General features: G+C 70.7%; 11 protein-coding genes and 2 pseudogenes. 11 read left to right on the forward strand and 2 right to left on the reverse strand.

What is annotated here, in order from left to right; genetic code table 11:
• Positions 1-53 precede the first annotated feature (53 nt).
• Positions 54-2,600 carry an aminopeptidase N gene (gene pepN / locus AC08OV_RS06255; RefSeq protein WP_476615633.1) on the reverse strand — a complete coding sequence of 849 codons (2,547 nt, stop codon included), beginning with the start codon at positions 2,598-2,600 and terminating at the stop codon, positions 54-56.
• A 555-nt stretch (positions 2,601-3,155) separates the two neighbouring features.
• On the opposite strand from pepN, the gene AC08OV_RS06260 reads away from it, so the two are divergent.
• The 6 genes from AC08OV_RS06260 (at position 3,156) to AC08OV_RS06285 (ending at position 12,370) form a co-directional block, all read left to right on the forward strand.
• On the forward strand, positions 3,156-4,274 hold the full coding sequence (locus AC08OV_RS06260; protein WP_476619438.1) for an AI-2E family transporter: 1,119 nt from the start codon (positions 3,156-3,158) through the stop codon (positions 4,272-4,274).
• 69 nt (positions 4,275-4,343) lie between these two features.
• Positions 4,344-5,027 (forward strand): mycothiol-dependent nitroreductase Rv2466c family protein, encoded by a 684-nt coding sequence (locus tag AC08OV_RS06265; protein WP_476613507.1) that lies wholly within the window; start codon positions 4,344-4,346, stop codon positions 5,025-5,027.
• 19 nt (positions 5,028-5,046) lie between these two features.
• Positions 5,047-5,535 (forward strand): ribose-5-phosphate isomerase, encoded by a 489-nt coding sequence (locus tag AC08OV_RS06270; protein ID WP_476613506.1) that lies wholly within the window; start codon positions 5,047-5,049, stop codon positions 5,533-5,535.
• A gap of 960 nt (positions 5,536-6,495) precedes the next feature.
• Positions 6,496-7,449 (forward strand): dolichyl-phosphate beta-glucosyltransferase, encoded by a 954-nt coding sequence (locus tag AC08OV_RS06275; RefSeq protein WP_476619439.1) that lies wholly within the window; start codon positions 6,496-6,498, stop codon positions 7,447-7,449.
• A gap of 186 nt (positions 7,450-7,635) precedes the next feature.
• Positions 7,636-11,670, forward strand: coding sequence for a DUF3367 domain-containing protein (locus tag AC08OV_RS06280; protein WP_476613503.1), 4,035 nt, complete (start codon positions 7,636-7,638; stop codon positions 11,668-11,670).
• A gap of 100 nt (positions 11,671-11,770) precedes the next feature.
• Positions 11,771-12,370, forward strand: coding sequence for a RyR domain-containing protein (locus AC08OV_RS06285; protein WP_476613502.1), 600 nt, complete (start codon positions 11,771-11,773; stop codon positions 12,368-12,370).
• Here AC08OV_RS06285 and AC08OV_RS06290 read toward each other — a convergent pair.
• Positions 12,360-12,602 carry a hypothetical protein gene (locus tag AC08OV_RS06290; RefSeq protein ID WP_476619437.1) on the reverse strand — a complete coding sequence of 81 codons (243 nt, stop codon included), beginning with the start codon at positions 12,600-12,602 and terminating at the stop codon, positions 12,360-12,362. The genes AC08OV_RS06285 and AC08OV_RS06290 overlap by 11 nt on opposite strands.
• A gap of 435 nt (positions 12,603-13,037) precedes the next feature.
• Between AC08OV_RS06290 and AC08OV_RS06295 the strand changes: the two genes are divergently transcribed.
• The 5 genes and pseudogenes from AC08OV_RS06295 to AC08OV_RS06315 form a co-directional block, all read left to right on the forward strand.
• Positions 13,038-14,519 carry a hypothetical protein gene (locus AC08OV_RS06295; RefSeq protein ID WP_476613501.1) on the forward strand — a complete coding sequence of 494 codons (1,482 nt, stop codon included), beginning with the start codon at positions 13,038-13,040 and terminating at the stop codon, positions 14,517-14,519.
• The gene (locus AC08OV_RS06300; protein WP_476595658.1) at positions 14,516-15,226 is read left to right on the forward strand and encodes a creatininase family protein; all 711 of its coding nucleotides are present in this window, start codon (positions 14,516-14,518) and stop codon (positions 15,224-15,226) included. Before AC08OV_RS06295 ends, AC08OV_RS06300 begins: the two co-directional genes overlap by 4 nt.
• A 386-nt stretch (positions 15,227-15,612) precedes the next feature.
• On the forward strand, positions 15,613-15,774 hold the full coding sequence (locus tag AC08OV_RS06305; protein WP_476613500.1) for an FxLD family lanthipeptide: 162 nt from the start codon (positions 15,613-15,615) through the stop codon (positions 15,772-15,774).
• Between the two features lie 182 nt (positions 15,775-15,956).
• A pseudogene (locus tag AC08OV_RS06310) lies at positions 15,957-17,486 on the forward strand (lantibiotic dehydratase family protein); the annotation flags it as partial.
• Between the two features lie 106 nt (positions 17,487-17,592).
• Positions 17,593-18,335, forward strand: a pseudogene (locus AC08OV_RS06315) (sugar-binding protein); the annotation flags it as partial.

Below are 18,335 nucleotides of genomic sequence, written 5' to 3' on the forward strand. Positions count from 1 at the left end.
GCCGGGTCCTCCGGCCAGGCCGGCTCCGACCGGCGTGATGCGGGTACGGTACGCTATGCCGCCTCGATGTCCTTCTTGCGCGCGGCCAGCGCCCGGACGAGCCCGTCGCGGCCTTCCAGCAGGGCCCGCCGCAGGGGCGGAACCGGGTTGTGCTCGGCCAGGTAGGCGTCGACCTTCGCCACCGTCTCCGGTTCGATCATCGATGCCGGGAACAGCATCTGGGTGATGGTAGAGGCCATGTCGAAGCTGCGGGTCTCCCAGATCCCAGCGATCTCGTCGAAGAAACGGTCCACGTAGGGCCGGGTCAGCTCGAGCTGGTCGGAGATCCAGAAACCGCCCATCGTCGCGGCGGCCAAGTGGTTCGACAGGGTGTCCGAGTCCATGACCGCCGACCAGGCGACCGCCTTCGCCGCCGCGGTCGGCCGTGCCGCCCGCGCGGTCGCCGCTCGCTTCTCGCCGGTGGCGGTGCGGTCGCGGGCGAGCTCCGCGTCGATCTCGGCGTCGGCGTACACGCCCCGCGCGACGAGCTGGGTCAGCAGGGTCCAGCGCAGCTCGGTGTCGAGCACGAGCCCCTCGATGACGTCGGTGCCCTCGAACAGCGCCCGGATCCGCGCCACCTGGTCGGACTCCTCGGCCTGGGCGAAGGAGGTGGTGTAGACGAGCTGCAGGTCGCTGCCGGGGGCCGCGGCGCGCGCCAGCTCCTCGGCGCGTTCCGTCAGCGCGCGCAGCGCGGGCTTCCGGTTTGCCGGGTCACCGTAAGTGTCGATCGTCAGGTCCGCCTTGGCCAGCAGCGACTGCACCACGCCGATGTCGTCCTCGGCGGTCACCCCGGACAGCACGAGCCGGACGTAGTCGCGGGCGGCGAGTTCGGCGTCGCGGGTCATGTCCCAGGCCGCCGCCCAGCACAGCGTCCGGGGCAGTGACTGGGAGATGGCGCCGATCGACTCGACGAGCGTGGCCAGCGACCGCTCGTCGAGGCGCACCTTCGCGTACGTGAGGTCGTCGTCGTTGAGCAGGATCAGATCCGGCTGGCGGGCACCGACAAGCTTGGTGACCTCGGTGAGCTTGCCCGTCACGTCGAGCTCGACCCGTTCCCGCCGGACCAGCGCGCCGGTGGCGTCCCGATCGTAAAGGCCGATCGCGAGCCGGTGCGGGCGCAGCGTGCGCGAGGCGGTCGGCGGCGCCGACGCCGGCTCCTGCACCACGTCGAACGAGGTGAACAGGCCCGAGGAGTCGGTGAAGAAGCGCGGCCGCAGGGTGTTCGCGCCGGTGGTCTCCAGCCAGTCCGCGGACCAAGCGGTCAGGTTCCGCCCGCTGGCGTTCTCCAACTCGTCGAGCAGGTCGCGCAGCGACGTGTTCGCGTACTCGTAGCGGCGGAAGTATGTCCGCAGCCCGGCGAGGAACTCCTCCTGGCCGACCCAGGCCACGAGCTGCTTGAGCACCGAGGCGCCCTTGGCGTAGGTGATGCCGTCGAAGTTCGTCCGCACCGCGTCCATGTCCGGGGCGTCGGCGACGATCGGGTGCGTGGAGGAGAGCTGGTCCTGGCGGTAGGCCCAGCCCTTCTCCGCGTTGGCGAAGGTCGTCCAGCCGTTGGTGAAGCGGGTCGCGTTCACCTGGGCGAGGACTGACATGTAGGTGGCGAACGACTCGTTCAGCCACAGGTCGTCCCACCAGCGCATGGTGACCAGGTCACCGAACCACATGTGCGCCATCTCGTGCAGGATCGTCTCGGCGCGCCGCTCGCGGCGGGCTTCGGTCACCTTCGCCCGGAAGACATACTCCTCCAGGAAGGTCACGCAGCCGGCGTTCTCCATCGCCCCGGCGTTGAACTCGGGCACGAACAACTGGTCGTACTTGCCGAACGGGTACCGGTAGTCGAACACCCGGTGGTAGAAGTCGAACCCAGCCTTGGTGATCTCGAAGAGCTCGGCGGGGTCGAGGAACTCGGCCAGCGATCGGCGGCAGTAGAGGCCCAGGTCGATGCCGTCGTGGTGGTCGCGGACCTCGTGGTACGGGCCGGCGACGAGCGCGGTGATGTACGTCGACATCACCGGGGTGGTCAGGAAGCGGATGGTGCGCACCCCGATTGCGGCCTCCGCCACCGCGGCGACTGCGCTGTTGGAGATCGCCTTCCATTCCGCCGGGACGGTGACCGTGAGGGTGAACGTCGCCTTGAGGTCGGGCTGGTCGAAGCAGGCGTACATCCGGTGCGCGTCGTACGTCTCGAACTGGGTGTAGAGGTAGACGGCCTCGTCCACCGGGTCGACGAAGCGGTGCAGGCCCTCACCGGTGCGGGAGTAGATGCCGTCCGCCACCACCGTGAGCCGGTTCGACTCCGCGAGGTTGTCGAGCCGGATCCGCTCGCCGTCGAACACCGCGGCGGGGTCGAGCGGCGCCCCGTTGAGAACGACCTCGTCGACCTTCGCGGCGGCGAGCTCGATGAACGTCGACGCCCCGGGCTCGACGCAGGTGAAGATGACCGCGGTCGACGTGCGGAAGGTCTCGTGGCCGGTCGTCAGGTCGAGTTCGACGTCATAGGAGGCGACGTTGAGCAGGCGGGCGCGCTCGCGCGCCTCGTTGCGGGTGAGGTTGTTGGGCACCCGGTTCCTTTCGGACGGCACGGACTTGCAGGACTGCGACACGGTCATCACCGTGTTCCCAGTCTCCCACGCCGATGAGGAGAACGGTCGCCGCCGGGGGACATGGTGGTCGGGGGACATGGTGGTCGGGGGCGTGATGGCCGGGCCGTCGGCCGTGGTGCCGGTGCCGGAGATGGTGGATTGTGGTGATTGACGCGGGGTACCCGCTCTCGCTGGTCGCCGATGCGGCACGATGGCGACATCTTCCGCGTGACCAGCTTGCGGGACGCTTGCGGGAGGATCGGAACGTCCGCGCGGTCGCGGGATGGCGGGAAGAAGGCAGGAAGGGAGCCGCCGGTGAGACGGGTGGCGGGGCTCGGTCGCGTCCCCGGGCGCCCTCATCGGGCTCGCCGGGCCTCAGCCGTTCCGGCCGGCGGTGGGTCGCCCACCGCGGCGACATCCGAGGCGCCGATGCCTGAGGCGCCGATGCCTGAGGCGCCGATGCCCGAGGCGCCGATGCCCGAGGCGCCGATGCCCGAGGCGCCGATGCCCGAGGCGCCGATGCCCGAGGCGCCGATGCCCGAGGCGCCGACTCCCGAGCCACCGGGCGGGCCGCAGCCCGCCGGCGGGGGGGAGTCCCCGGCTCGGCGGGCCGACTATCACATCCCGGTCGCGCTGCGGGTCTCGGCGGGCTGGTCGTGGCGTCTGATCGTCACGGGCGCGGCCATCTACATCCTGCTGATGGTCGTGGGGCGGGTCCGGATCGTGGTGATTCCGCTCATTGCCGGGCTGCTCATCGCCGCTCTCATCCATCCGCTCGCGTACCGGCTGCAGCGGCTCGGCATGAACCGGCTGGGCGCCGCCCTCACCGCGCTGTTCGTGTTCTTCGCGGTGTTCGTGGGTGTCGGGGTGGCGGTGGGCTTCAACGCCGCGAACGAGATCCCCACGGTCAGCGATCAGGTCAGCGAGGGCGTCGAGCAGATCCGCGGCTACCTGAGAAACGGTCCGCTCCACCTGTCGCAGAGCCAGATCGACAATCTGGTCGACGACATCCGCCAGAGCCTGGCGGACAACCGGGGGCGCCTGGTCTCCGGGGTGATCTCCGGCGCCTCGGTGGCCGCCGAGGTGCTCGCCGGCCTGCTCGTCACCCTGTTCTCGACCTTCTTCTTCCTGTACGACGGGGATCGTATCTGGGACTGGATCGTCACCCGCTTCCCGGACGGAGCGGAGGATCGGGTGCGCGGCGCCGGTCGGGAGGCGTGGAACACGCTGACCGGCTACATCCGTGGGACGGTCTTCGTCGCGGCGGTCGACGCGATCGGTATCACCATCGGCCTGGTCGGCGTGGGTGTCCCGCTCGTCGCGCCGCTGGCCCTGCTGACGTTCTTCGGCGGGTTTGTCCCGATTGTCGGGGCGGCGGTGGCCGGCGCCGCGGCGGTACTGGTGACCCTGGTCTCGAACGGCGTGCCGGATGCGTTGATCATTCTGGGCGTCGTGTTGGCCGTGCAGCAGATCGAGGGGCACCTGTTGCAGCCGCTGGTCATGCGACGGGCGGTGCGGTTGCACCCGCTCGCGATTGTCATCGCGCTGTCGGCCGGTGGCGTGTTGGCCGGCATCCCCGGTGCCATCGCCGCCGTTCCGTTCGTCGCCATGGTGAACAGGGTCGCCGGTTATCTTGCCGCGAGCGGGAAGTGACCACCACCCTGACGGGTTGATCCCGGGCGAACGGTGCCGTCGAACGGTGCCATCGACCGAGGAGACCACATGAGCGCCGAAACTCTCGACACCCCCGCGGCTACGTCCGTACCCTCACCCACGCCCGTACCCCTGCCCGCGGACGCGACCGAAGCGGTCTTCGCCGATCTCTGGTTCGACCCGTCCTGTCCGTGGGCCTGGCTCACCTCCCGCTGGCTACTGGAGGTCGAGAAGATCCGGCCGGTGCGGATCCGCTGGCACGTGATGAGCCTGTCGGTGCTCAACGAGGACCGGGACATGCCCGAGCAGTACAAGCAGCTGCTGGCCAGCGCCTGGGGGCCGGTGCGGCTCTGCGCCGCCGCCGTCGACCGGCACGGTACGGACATCCTGCGCCCGCTGTACACGGCGCTTGGCCGTCGCCGTCACCTGGGCAAGGCGGAATGGGACGAGAACACCTTCGTCGCCGCCCTGACCGAGGCCGGTGCCGATCCGGCGCTCGCCGCCGAGGCGACCTCGACGGCCTGGGACGAGCGGGTGCGGGCCAGCCATGCCGAGGGGATCGGCCGGGTGGGCATGGACGTGGGCACCCCGGTCATCGCCGTGGGGGAGACCGCCTTCTTCGGTCCGGTGATCACCCCGGCACCCAAGGGGGAGGAGGCCGCACGACTGTGGGACGGAGTTCTGCTCGTCGCCGGTACCCCTGGCTTCTACGAGCTCAAGCGGACCCGGGACCAGGACCCGATCTTCACGTGATCGGGCATGATGGCACATCATGCGTGTCCATCTGGGATCTGACCATGCGGGCTTCCGCCTGAAGGAGGCGCTCGCCGAGCGTCTGGTGGAGCTGGGCCACGCGCCCGTCGACCATGGTCCTGCCGAGTACGACCCCGACGATGACTACCCCCCGTTCGTCCTCGCCGCCGCCGCCGCCACCGCCGCCGAACCGGGCAGCGTGGGCATCGTCATCGGGGGATCGGGCAACGGGGAGGCCATCGCGGCGAACAAGGTCGCCGGGGTGCGCGCGGCCCTGGCGTGGAGCGAACAGACGGCGACGCTGGCCCGCCAGCACAACGATGCCAACGTGCTGAGCCTCGGCGCGCGCATGTACACCGTCACGGAAGCCCTGACGTTCGCCGAGGTCTTCCTCACCACGCCGTTCAGCGGGGAGCAACGACACGTGCGGCGGCTGCGGATGCTCTCGGCCTACGAGCGGACCGGGGACGTGCCGTCGGTGCCCGGGTCGACGTCGTCGGCTTCCTGAGACCTGTTCTTCGAGGACCCGGTCTCGGTAGGGCCGCTCTCACGCGGTCCAGCGGATCCGCGGTCGGAGCGTCGGCGGGTCCTCCGGGTACCCCGGCCGCGGCGGTCGGTCGTGCCGCTCTCGGCTCCGGCACGACCGGTTCCGGCACGGCTGGGGCCGCCGCGGCGGACCGGGTCGGTGGGGCTGGTCGACGGGGTCGCCGAGGTGGGGCGTGATCCGCGATGCAATACCATCGATCGCTCGGCCTCGGCGAGGTCGGCGTCGGTGGGCCGGGCGGCGTCGCGGGCCCGCATCGCCGTTCTCGGGGGCAGCTTGCTGCGACCCGCGTCGATGAGACCGCGCAGCTGCGTGTCCGCCTCGCCCGCCCCGGCCGCCTGCGACCGGGCCCGGCCTGCGCGCTCGGGTCGTGGCATGGCTCCTCCATCCGCTCTGGCCGGAAACCTTGGCGGATCATCCCAGAAGCGGGCCGCTCGGGGAGGCCTCGTGACGCGGGTGGACGTCGGAAATCCGCCGGTGCGCGGTTATCCCCCGCGACAGGTTGATCTCCATCCTTGCGTTTCCGAAGGTTTCCGGAAGTTCACCGTCCCGTGTACTACCGGCGGGTCGCCCGACGGCGACAGCGCCGACTGCCCGATCCAGGATGATCCGAGGCGATCCGGGGGATCGGCCACCCCCCTGTCCGAGCTGTTCTCCCCCATCCGTATGCTACACATCGCCAGATGAACGTCCGATAGCCCAGCATATGACCAATAGATGTCCATCTGTACTCAATAGATGTTCATTGTGCCACCTTGCTCGTAAATGAAACGAAAGGAAACTTTAGCATGCATGCTTTGCCACATTTCGGTAGAACACCTGAAACTGTTTGCTGATCTCGATCAGCCGTCACCAACCGCTGCGCCTCGGTGGCTTCAGTCATCGGCTCCGTCGTCGCGGCCTAGGAGTTGAGTCTTGGACTGCGTGCCTGTGAGCGTCGTCATCCCCGCCTACAACGAGGCGATGCGCCTGCCCGGCTCGCTACCCCCGCTGATCTCGGTCATGCACAGGATCCCCGAGGCCGAGGTGATTGTGGTCGACGACGGCAGCACGGACGGCACCGCTGCGATCGCCGAGGAACTGCTCGCGGATCTGCCCGGTGGTCGGGTCCTGCGGCTGCCGTGGAACTCGGGTAAGGGCGCCGCGGTCCGCATGGGGGTGTCGGTTGCGCACGGTGAGTCGATCGCCTTCCTGGACGCCGACGGCGCCTCGGACGTCAATGATCTTCCTCTGCTCCTCGCCGCGCTGGAGCACGCCGAAGTGGCGCTCGGATCGCGCCGGGTCGGGGCGGGTGCGGTCCGCAGCAGCGGCCGGCGGGTCGGCAGCTGGGCCTTCAACCAGATCACCCGGTCCCTGACCAGCCTGGACGTCGCCGACACCCAATGCGGATTCAAGGCCTTCCGCGGTCCCGAGGCCAAGCTGCTGTTCAGCCTTGCGCGCTCCTCCGGATTTGGGTTCGACGTGGAGGTGCTCTCGATCGCCCGGTCGATCGGCTACCGGATCACCGAGGTCCCGGTCCGATGGGCGGAGATACCCGGTGGCACGTTCCGGGTGACCCGGCACACTCCCGCGATGCTCGTCGACGTGATGCGCGCCCGGCGATACCTGAACCGCTCCGCTCCCGGCCTCGTGGTGACGCGTCCCACGGTGCAGTCGCCCGCCGCCGCGGCGGCGCCGGTTCGTCCGGGCGACGGGGCGTCCCCCGCCGCCCAGGTCCGCGTCCCGCCTCCTGCCGTGAGCGTCCCGGCCCCCGCGGAACCGGTGACCGCCGGGCCGCCGGCCGCCGCCCTCACGGCGGCCGTGGGGGGCGTCGAGAAGCCCCTGCGCCTGCCCGCGGACCTGGGCGGTGTGACCCCGCTGCCCCGGAAGGTTGTATGAAGGTCCGGCGAACCGGACCTTCATCTTTATCCTTTGGAGTAAGCGATCCCTCCTCCCGCCGCCGGCCCCCCCACGACGGCGAAGGGCCTCGGCGCGCCGTCACCCTCCCCGGCCGTCGCAGCCCCGGCCGTCGCCGCGTCGCCGCGTCGCCGCGACACGCGGACGTCACGGTGGCTCCTGTTCGGCATGGCCGCCGGCTTCATGGTGCTCTCTCTGCTCCAGGCCCCCGGCAAGCTGACCGCCGACACCAAGCTGGACGTCCCCCTCGACCCGTGGGGCTTCATGGGGCGGGCCACCCATCTGTGGAACTCCCTCGCCGAGTTCGGCTACCTGCCCAACCAGTACGTCGGCTACCTGTTCCCGATGGGACCGTTCTTCGGCGCCGGTGACCTGCTCGGGATACCCGCCTGGATCACCCAGCGGCTGTGGATCGCGCTGATCCTCACCGTCTCCGCCTGGGGGGTCGTGCGGCTGGCCGAGGCCCTGCGGCTCGGCGTGCCGCACACCCGGGTGCTCGCCGGACTCGCCTACACCCTGTCCCCGATGTTCCTCGGCAAGATCGGGGCGACCTCCGTGGCGCTCGCGGGCGCCGCCATGCTCCCGTGGATCACCCTGCCGCTTATCCTCGCGCTGCGTCCGGACGGCGCCCTCGGCGCCGACACCGGTACGGCCGCCGCCACCAGTACCACGGCGGCCGATGATGTCGATGCTGCTGACGATCCCGCCCTGGACCCGGGCCGGCGGCTGTCCCCGCGACGGGCGGCCGCCCTGTCCGGACTCGCCATCCTGGGCACCGGCGGAATCAATGCGACGGTCACGCTGTGCGTCCTGCTCTGTCCGGCGGTGGTCCTCGTGTTCGCCGGCGGCACCCGCCGGGCCTGGGCGCTGCGGGCCTGGTGGGTCGTCGCCGTCATCCTCGCCTCGGCCTGGTGGCTGCTGGCGCTGATGGTGCAGGCTCGCTACGGGCTGGACTTCCTCGCGTTCACCGAGACCGCCCAGACGACCACGGCGACGACGTCGGTGGCGGAAGCCCTGCGCGGCGCGACGGACTGGCTGGCGTACGTCCAGCTGCCCAGGCCCTGGCTGCCGGCCGCCACCGAGTACGTGTCCCGGCCGGTGCCGATCATCGGATCGGCAGCCGTGGCGGCGATCGGGCTGTGGGGGCTGTCCCGGGCCGATCTGCCCGCCCGCCGGTTCCTGCTGGTGACGTTGGCTGCCGGCACGGTCTCGGTGGCCGCGGCCTATCCGGGGCATCCGGGCAGCCCGCTGGCGGGTGCGGTGCGGGACCTGCTAGGTGACCAGCTGGGCTTCTTGCGCAACGTTTACAAGTTCCAGCCGGTGGTGCGGCTGCCGATCGCGCTGGGGATCGCGCACGCCCTGACGGTCCGACCTGTCAGCCTCACCGCCCGTGTGCGGAGATGGACGACCCGCGGGGCTTCCCACCGGCACGGCGGGGCTGCGGACATGATCGCGACCGCCGCGGTGAACGTCCCCGTTGTGCTGACCGTGGCCGCGCTGGTCTGCGGCATGACGCCGGCGCTCGCCGGCAGGGCGCTGCAGCCCCGGCCGTTCGCCCGGGTGCCCGACTACTGGGTGGCCGCCGCGGACTGGCTGGCCGCCCATCCCCAGGACGGCCGGGCACTGGTGCTGCCCGGCTCGCCGTTCGCCGAGTACGAGTGGGGCCGGCCGCTCGACGAGCCGCTGCAGTGGCTGGCCCGCACGCCGTGGGGGGTCCGCAGCCTGATCCCGCTCGGTGGCACGGGCGTGACCCGGCTGATGGACGGCATCGAGCGCCAGCTCGCCACCGGGTCCGCCGCGGGCCTCGCCCCGGCGCTGGCCCGGGCCGGGATCGGCCAGATCCTGCTGCGTAACGACCTGGAACAGAAGAACTGGGACGTCCCCCCGTCCACCGACGAGCTCCACCGGGCGTTGCGCTCCTCCGGTCTCACCCTGGCCGCCGCGTTCGGCCCGCAGGTGCCGGCGCGCGCCTCGGCGAAGGAGCGGCTCGTCCCGGAGCTGCGCAACCCGACCGCGCGGGTACCCGCGCTGGAGGTCTGGACCGTCCCGGGCGGCGCGAAGCTTGTCGACTCCTACCCGGCGGACACCGCCGTCGTCGTCTCCGGCGGCCCGGAGGCGACGGTGCAGCTCGCCGGGCAGGGCCTGCTGAGCAGCGACCGGGCCGCCGTGCTCGCCGCGGACCTCGCCGATCTGTCCTCCGCCGCCGATCCGTCCGCCGCCGTGACGTCCTCGACGAGCCCGGCGGCGATCAAGGTTGCGCCGGGGGAGGTGATCGGCCCGACGACCGCCTGGGTTGACACGGACACCCTGACCCGGCGCGACAGCACCTTCGGACTCGTCCACGAGGCCGATTCGTACCTCCTCGGGCCCACCGGCACCGCGGTCGGCAAGACGGGAGAGCCCCACCAGTGGGCCGAGGCCGACGTCGCCGGCCACCAGACGGTCGCGGGCTACGTCGGCGGCATGTCCGTCACCGCGTCCTCCTACGGCTACGACCTGTTCGCCGCGCCGGACCTCGCGCCACCGGCGGCCGTCGACGGCTTCGCCGCGACCGCGTGGACGGCACAGCGCACGAAGGGCACAACGTCGGCCGGGCAGTGGATCCAGCTCGATGTCGGCCGGCGGATGACCGTGCCCTACCTCGACGTGCGGCTGCTGTCCGAGGGCTCGTGGCGGCCGGCCGTCGAGGCGCTGCGGGTGTCCAGCGAGGCGGGCTCGGTGGTCACCGAGGTGCGTCCGGTGGAGGACATCCAGCGCCTCGCCGTCCCGGCGGGGCCGAGCCGCTGGTACCGCATCACGTTCGCGCGGGTCGGCCAGGAGACCGACGATACCCTCGGCGCCGGTATTCGGGAGATCACCATCCCCGGGGTCACCTTCCGCCACTACGCGCAGCTCCCCACCGACGTGGCCCGGCGCTTCGCCGCGCCGGACGGGGGGCTGGTCGCCTTCTCGATGGCCCGGGCGCGGGTCGACCCGGCGCAGCCGTTCGGCGGCTCGGAGGAGCTGGCGCTGTCCCGGCGCTTCGAGGTGCCCCGGGACATGACGTTCACGATGAGCGGCTCGGCGAGCTTCATCCCCCCGCCGCGGGGGACACCCCCAGCGGGTGACACTCCGTTGCTGGTCGACTGCGGCCGGGGCCCCACCCTGGTCGTTGACGGCACCCGTTACCCCCTGCGGATCTCCGGCCGGGAGAGCGACGTCACCTCGGTGCGGCCGGTGCAGGTGTCGCTGTGCACCGACGGCGGCACGCTGCGGCTCTCGGCGGGGCCGCACCTGCTCGGCGTTGACCAGGGACCGACCTCCATCCTCGTCGACGCGATCGCGCTGGTCGGATCGGGCGCCCAGGTGAGAGCGGCCACGCCGCGGGCGACGACGGTGCACGAGTGGACGGCGGAGCACCGGACGGTCCAGATCGGCGCCGGTGGCCGTGCCTTCCTCGCCGTCCGGGAGAACGCCAACTTCTCGTGGACCGCGAAGCTGAACGGCGCGGCGTTGACCCCGTTGCGCCTCGACGGCTGGCAGCAGGGCTGGATCGTCCCGGCCGGCGCTGGCGGCACGATCGTCATCGACAACGCGCCCGGTGCGGAATACCGCCGCAACCTGGTGGTGGGGCTGTTGCTGGTCGTGGTGCTGGTCGTGCTCGCGGTGCTGCCCGCCCGGTTCCGGCTACGGCCACGATCCGACGAGAACGGCTATCCGGCGCTGCTGAGGCCGCGCCGCCTGCGCCGGTCGCGCCGGTCGCGCCGCCCGGGCCAGCCGCGCCGCCCGGGCCGGCTGGGCCGGCTGGGCCGGCTGGCGGTGTCCCCGCCGGTAGCCGGTGTGGGGTGGACGGTGCTCGCCATGCTGGCGGTGGCGCTGGTGGCGGGCCCGGTGGCGCTGGCCGTACCGGTGTTCGTCCTGGTCGGTCGGCGCTGGCCCGCGGTGCCGGGCCTCTCCGCCGCGGTCGCCATGATCGGCGCGGGAATCGGGGTGGCGGCGCAGCCGGGCAGCCAGCCCGGATCCGGGCAGGGGGCGTTCGGGCCGCTGGTCCAGGTGTTCGGCGCCTTAGCCTTGGCGGCGGTGCTGGCCGCGCTGGCCGGGCGGGCCTGGGACCGTCCCGCCGGCTCGGGCGCCGGCGCCGGCGCCGACTTCGGCGCCCGAGCCGGGTCCGATGTCGGGCATAGGACTCGCAATCCCTATACCGACAACAAGGGACTCGGTTAGCGTTTTCGTGGCGCCGATCGTTCGGACGTCGTCCACCGTCTGTTTCTGAGGGAGACATCCGGTCATGATCACAGCCAGGCGTGCCGTGCGTGGAGTCCGCGTGGATGCTCTACGGCCGATCGGGGCCTCGCGCCCGATCTGGGCCGATGCGGTGGGCGGGGACGGCGGCGCCGGCGGCACGCCGTCGGTCCTGGGCGACGGGGAGTTGGTGGAGCTGCTTGCCCGGGCGATCCACGACCGCTATCTGGAGCATGAGCTCGGTAAACGGCACGCGGCCGGATCGAGGCCCGGGCTGCGGCCCTGGGCGGAGCTCTCCGAGGCGCTGCGGGAAGCCAACCGTGATCAGGCGGCTCATTACGAGACGGTGCTGCGTAACCGTGGCTGGGTGTTCACGCCGGCCGAGCACGACGTCGATCCGGCTGTCGATCCTTTTTCGCTGTCCGCCGCCGAGGTCGAGGAGCTCGCCCGGGCCGAGCACGACCGGTGGTGGCAGCACAAGGAGCGGCAGGGTTACTCCTATGGTCCGGTGCGCGAGGATCTCGGCCCGGACAAGCGTCACCCGTCGATGGTGGACTGGGAGGAGCTGACCGAAGAGGACCGTGATCGGGACCGCGACGCGATCCGGAACATGCCGGCCGTCCTGGCCCGGGCCGATCTGCGCATCACCCGGCGACCCGCCGCCGAGGCGGCTACCCGGTGAGCGGCTGACGGCCGCGACACTCGTCGGCACATTGCCGCTGTCCGCCGGTGACCCCGAAGACCTCTGCGGCCCCTTGACAGCACCCCGACATCAGTGCCGCACCGGCCACCCCCGGCCGCGACACCAGGCTGCCCACCACCAGAATCATCGACTTCGCCGCGCTGCCCGCCCGGGCGGAGACCACCATGGCCGAGCGTATCCGCGACCGGGCAGTGGTGTCCACGAGCACCACGCGGTCTGATTCGCGCGAACAGATGGACCCTCCAGCGCCGAACAGATCGCAGGACCTCATGCCATTTCCGCAGCTCAGCCCGGCGATGACGCTACGAAGGAAACATTCGGCCAGCAGGGAATGACGCGCACCACCACGCCAAGTGATCATCATGGTTGGTGCCCTGCCTGGTTGAACGGGTCTCACGTGGCTCCACCTTGCAACGGAGTGATCATTGGCCTCGGAACGCACCTCGCAGGCGAAAGCGCCGGCCGGCGCGCCGAGTAATCAGACACCTCCTCCGAGCCCGGCGAACAAGAGATGGCTGGAGCGGCACAGGTTCGGCCGTTGGCCCCGGCCCGACAGTGGCGGACCCATTACTCTGGCGATGATCTGCACGCTCCCGAAATGGCGGACCGACGGCGGTCCGGCGAGCAGGCCCGGAGAGGACGCACCGTGAGTAGGCCGAGCCAGCGGGCGGAGCAGGACGAGCTGCGAGCGCGGATGCGCGCGGTCGGCATGTCCCACGACGAGATCGCGATCGAGTTCGCCCGCCGTTACAAGTACCGTCCCCGCGCCGCTCACCGGGTCGCCCATGGCTGGACCCAGCAGCAAGCGGTTGATCACATCAACGCTCACGCCGCCCGCATCGGCCTCGACCCCGACGGCGCCGCCACGCGCACCGCGCCCTGGCTCAGCGAACTGGAGAACTGGCCGGTTCCACTCCGGCGCCGGCCTACGCCCCAGCTTTTGGCCTTGCTCGCCGAGGTCTACGGCACCAGCATCCACAACCTTCTCGATCTTGAAGACCGCGAGACCATGATGCCAGCGGATCTGATGGTTATCAGCCAGCTCCACAAAGGGCTGCCACCCATCACGCACCATGGCTCTGAGGACAGGACGGTGTGGGAAGCGGTTCTCGGTGCTGTCTCCTCGCTGAGGACCACCGGGATCGCGGTCGAGAGCATCAGGCTCGCGAACCATCCCTATCCTGTGTCTGAGTCGGATGTGTTCAATCAACCGCTGGCCATTGGCACCGCCGATCCGGTGAAGCACTGGGTCGATCTACTGAGTCTGATCGCGGGGAGAGTCAACGACAGTGGGGCCGGCTCGGTGTGGAGCCTGGTCCAGGGTCAGCTTGAAGTGCTCGATGCGTTCCGCCGGGCGTCAACGGTCGAGGGCCATCGGTTGCTCGCGGTCCAGGCTCGGTGGTCGGAGTTTCTTTCCTGGCTTGCCGACAGCCTCGGACGTCCGGGTGCTGCGCGGAAGTGGGCCGAGTTGGCGTTTAGCCAGGCGACCGAGGCTGGCGACCGTCGCACCGCGAGCTATGTCCTGATGCGACGGGCTCAGCAGGCGGCTGATCAGGGACGTGGCGGGGAAGCTATCGCGCTGGGAGAAGGTGCGGCGGCCCTCGATTCCAGCAGTGCGTGTACCGCCGCGCTGTGTCTCGTCCGGCAGGCGCACGGGCATGCCCTCAACCGCGACACCGCAGCCTCCCGTGCTGCGGTCCGTCAGGCGGTTCGGCTGCTGGCTGGTGCTGAACGCGACCCGGACCCGTTGGATGGGCGGCACTGCACGGACCTCTACGTGGCGGCATACGAAGGTCACTGCCGGCGGCTGGTCGGCGACCTGGACGGGGCGACAAGGCTACTGGACGAGGTGCTGGCGGCCTGGCCGGCCGGGCCGCGTCAGGATGAGGTGATGTGGCGGGCATGGTTGGCGGACGCGCATACCGCTGCCGGGCGCTTGGCCGAGGCGGGAGCTGAGGGCCTGCGTGCGTTGGAACTCGCCCAGGCCACCGGATCGGCGCGCGCTGACTTGGTACTCGGCAGCATGGCGGGAGCGCTCGCGGGAGCCGATCGGGTGGTCGAGGTCGGCCAGTTCCTCGCCGCTCGCCAGGTCGTTAACGCTGCGACGAGGAGACAGCCATCCCTATGATCACCACGGCGACCAGCGCCGAGGCGGAGCGAGTCGACGCGCGGGCGGCCGTGTTGCCGGTGGGCAGCTTCGAGCAACACGGCGCTCACCTCCCCCTCACGACAGACACGTTGATCGCCCAGACGATCGCCGAAGCTGCGGCCGATGCGTACGGCCTGTTCCTGCTCCCGCCGATCACGTTCTCGTGCTCCCATGAGCACGCCTCGTACCCGGGAACGGTGAGCATCTCGTCGGTGACTCTGACCTCGGTCATCCGCGACGTCGCCAGCTCTCTGGGTCGTTCCGGCGTCGCCGCGGTGGTGCTCGTCAACGGTCATGGGGGCAACTACGTCCTGAACAACATCGTTCAGGAGGCCAACATCGGCGGGCCGAGCATGACGCTGTTCCCTGGACGGTCAGATTGGGCGGCGGCCCGCGCCGCTGCCGAGTTGGAGACCGACGCCCACGACGACATGCACGCCGGCGAGCTGGAGACCTCCATCCTTCTGCACGTGCACCCAGACCTCGTCCGGCCCGGCTGGGAGACTGCCGACGAGGGAGGCGGCCCCCGACCGCACCTCCTCGTCCACGGCATGACGGCGTACACGCAGACAGGCGTGATCGGCCGTCCCTCGCTCGCTACCGCGGAGAAGGGCAAACGGCTCCTGGACAGCCTGACCAGCCTGATGAGCGCCCACCTCGACGCGCTCGGCCTGACTGGTCGCTGACCACGCCCTACTCCCGGCTTCATCGGCCACCGGAGAACCGGGCTGCGGGGTGAAGCGGCTACACACTGAGACGAAGGTCCGCTGCGCTCAGGCCGCGCCTGGCACCCGAACGACCGGGCATGTATCCCGGCGTGTCTGGCCGAACACACCAGCATGGCGGAGGTCATCTTCCCAGGTCAGCGACCGGACAAGGCGCGAAGAGAAAACTTCGCCACCGGGGGAATGACCTTGCGCCGTGGGCGAGGCATTGTTACCTCTCGTTACCGCCGAAGGCCGGCATGGTAACTCCCGGCCCTGCGCCGTCCCGAAGCGAATGCACGTTGTGAGCGTGGTGCTCAGGGATGGTCGGCAGGTACACCGGGGAACGGCACTGAGAGGAGACGTGGATGTCCATCGTGCAGGAAGTCGGCCCATCGGGTCCGGCGCCGGCCGACTGGTTCGACCTGCCGATCACCGTCGTCGATGACAGCACGTGCGTGGCGAGCGACGGCTGCGACACCTCGGACGGCTGCTCGTCGACCTGTCCGTCGGCGTGCGCCAGTTCGTAAACGCGGGTCGTCGCCGTGCCGCCCCGACGTCGTCGGGGCGGCACGGGACGCGGATGTGACGAAGGCTGGGGAAGGGACGATGCCGATGGGCGGGGCGCTGTACCGGCCGGCCGGTCCTGCGTTGCTGCGCGCAGCGACGAACGCGCCGGGCAGCGTGGCGTGTTGGCCGGGTCGAGCAGATCGTGGCCGGGCAGCCGGTCACAGACCGACGGCTGCGCGCCGCCGCAGCAACGGTGGTGCGATACCTGCTGCGCGCGGAGGGGCGGGCGACGCCGTTCGCGCTGTTCGCGGGTGTCGCACCGGCCATGTTTGGCCAGGTGGGGACGGTGCGCTTCGGGGATCGCCACAGGTCGACGGCTCGGGTGGACGCCGCGTGGCTGGGCGAGGTCATCGACCGTCTGGAAACGGGCCCACTGCTGGAGCGGGTGACCGTCGTGTTCAGCAGTCTCGTCGTCGAGCGGGCGGGGCGGTTGATCGTGCCTCACCCGGACGGCCAGGCGGAGATCCCTCTTACTCCGCCGGTTCGGCTCGTGCGGGATGCCGCCCGCGATCCGGTGCGCTTCGCTGAGCTGGCCGACAGGCTGAACGAGGCGTTCATCGCCGCGGACCCTGAGCGCATCGAGAGATTGCTGCGTCAGCTCGTCGCCGAACACTTTCTGGTCACCGACCTGCGGGCGCCGATGACGGAGACCGATCCGCTCGGCCATCTGATCACGGTCCTTCGGACGGCAGGTGCGTGCGACCTGGTCGAGGTCGCGCCGCGGGTGGAGGAACTGACCACGATCCACACCCGGCTCGGTGAACTCAACGTGGCGCCGGCCCTGGCGGCGCAAGTGGCGCCACGCACGTCGCTGCTCGCGGCGATGGACCGGATCACGCCCCAGGATCGCTCGCCCTTGGCACTCGACCTCGTGCTCGACTGCGACCTTCAGCTGCCCGGGTCTGTCGCGTCAGATCTGGCTGTGGCGGCTGGTGTCCTGACGCGGCTGGGCCGAGAACCATTGGGACCTGCGGCATGGGCGGACTATCACCGCCGGTTCGTCGAACGCTACGGCGTCGGCAGCGTCGTTCCGCTGCTTGACGTGCTCGACGACGCATCGGGGCTTGGCTATCCGGCGGGCTATCCGGGCTCGGTCCTGCCGGCGTCCGCGCCGACGGTGAGCGATCGGGATCGGCGGCTGCTTGCCCTGGCATGGGAGGCGCTCGCGGGCGGCGGTCCTGTTGAGCTGACCGATGCGCTGATTGAGCACGTCACCGCCGGTGATCTGTTCGACCCGCGTTTCCTCCAGCCCCATGGAGAGATCGCGGCGAAGATCTACTCCAGGAGCGTTAAGGCGTTGAACGCCGGGGACTACCAGCTGGCAGTGACTCCCGCCCGTGCGGCCGGAACCCTGACCGCGAGGTTCCAGTCCTCGACTGGTGACGCGGCAATGGCCCGCGCCTACAGATCGGTTCCGGTGCTGCACGAGGGCGCTACCGCGGTACAGCTGTCCTGCCCGTCGAGGTTCGTCCGCGGCCAGAACGTCGCGCGGCTGCCCCAGTTTCTGCCCGAGGTACTGGCCCTCGGCGAGCCACCGTCGGACGGGCCGCGCGGGTTGGTGCCTGGAGATCTGGCGCTGACCGCGACCGGGCGGGGCCTGCTGCTGATCGAGGCCGCCACCGGCCGCATTATCGATCCGCAGATCTTTCACGCGCTGACGCTCGACCGGCAGATGCCGCCGCTGGCACGGTTCCTGGCGCACCTGCCGCGCGCGTTCGCCGCCCCGTTGACACGCGGACGCCGCGACATCCGGCTGGACGCTACGCAAGCCGACGACCGTGACCACCTGGATGGGCGGCGGTTCCACCCCCGACATCGTCCGCACCACCTACTACAACACCGCCGGGAACCCGGTCGAGGTCCGCCAGCCGAAGGCGAACAGCGCCGGCACCGACGCCTTCACCACCGTCATCTCCTACTTCACCGCGACCGGCTCCGGCGGCTGCGTCAACGCCTCTTGGACGGGCCTGGCCTGCTCGACCGGCCCGGCCGCGCAGCCCTCCTCGGGCAACCCGCTGCCGGTGACCACCTACACCTACAACAACCTCAACCAGCCGTTGACCAAGGTCGACACCGTCACCTCCGGATCGACGAGCACCCGGACCACCACCTACACCTACGACGCGGCCGGCCGGAAGACATCCGAGGCGTTCGCGGCCAGCCCGGCCACGGACGGCGGCACCGCGCTTCCCACCGCGACCTTCGGCTACAGCACCACCACCGGCCTGCCGACCACCACGACCGCGAACAGCACCACGCTGACCACCGGCTACGACACCTGGGGTCAGGTCACCTCCCAGACCGACGCCGACGGCAACACCACCACCACCGGCTACGACACCGACGGGCAGATTTCCTCCGTCAACGACGGCAAGGGCAGCTACGCCTACGTCTACGACACCGCCACCGAACACCGCGGCCTGGTCACCAGCCTTGGCGTCGGCGCCGGGTCGGCACCGTCCACCTTCACCGCCACCTACAACGGCGACGGCACACTCACCTCGCAGACCCTGCCCAACGG

This window comes from Frankia sp. CeTa3Moorea (assembly GCF_978021225.1).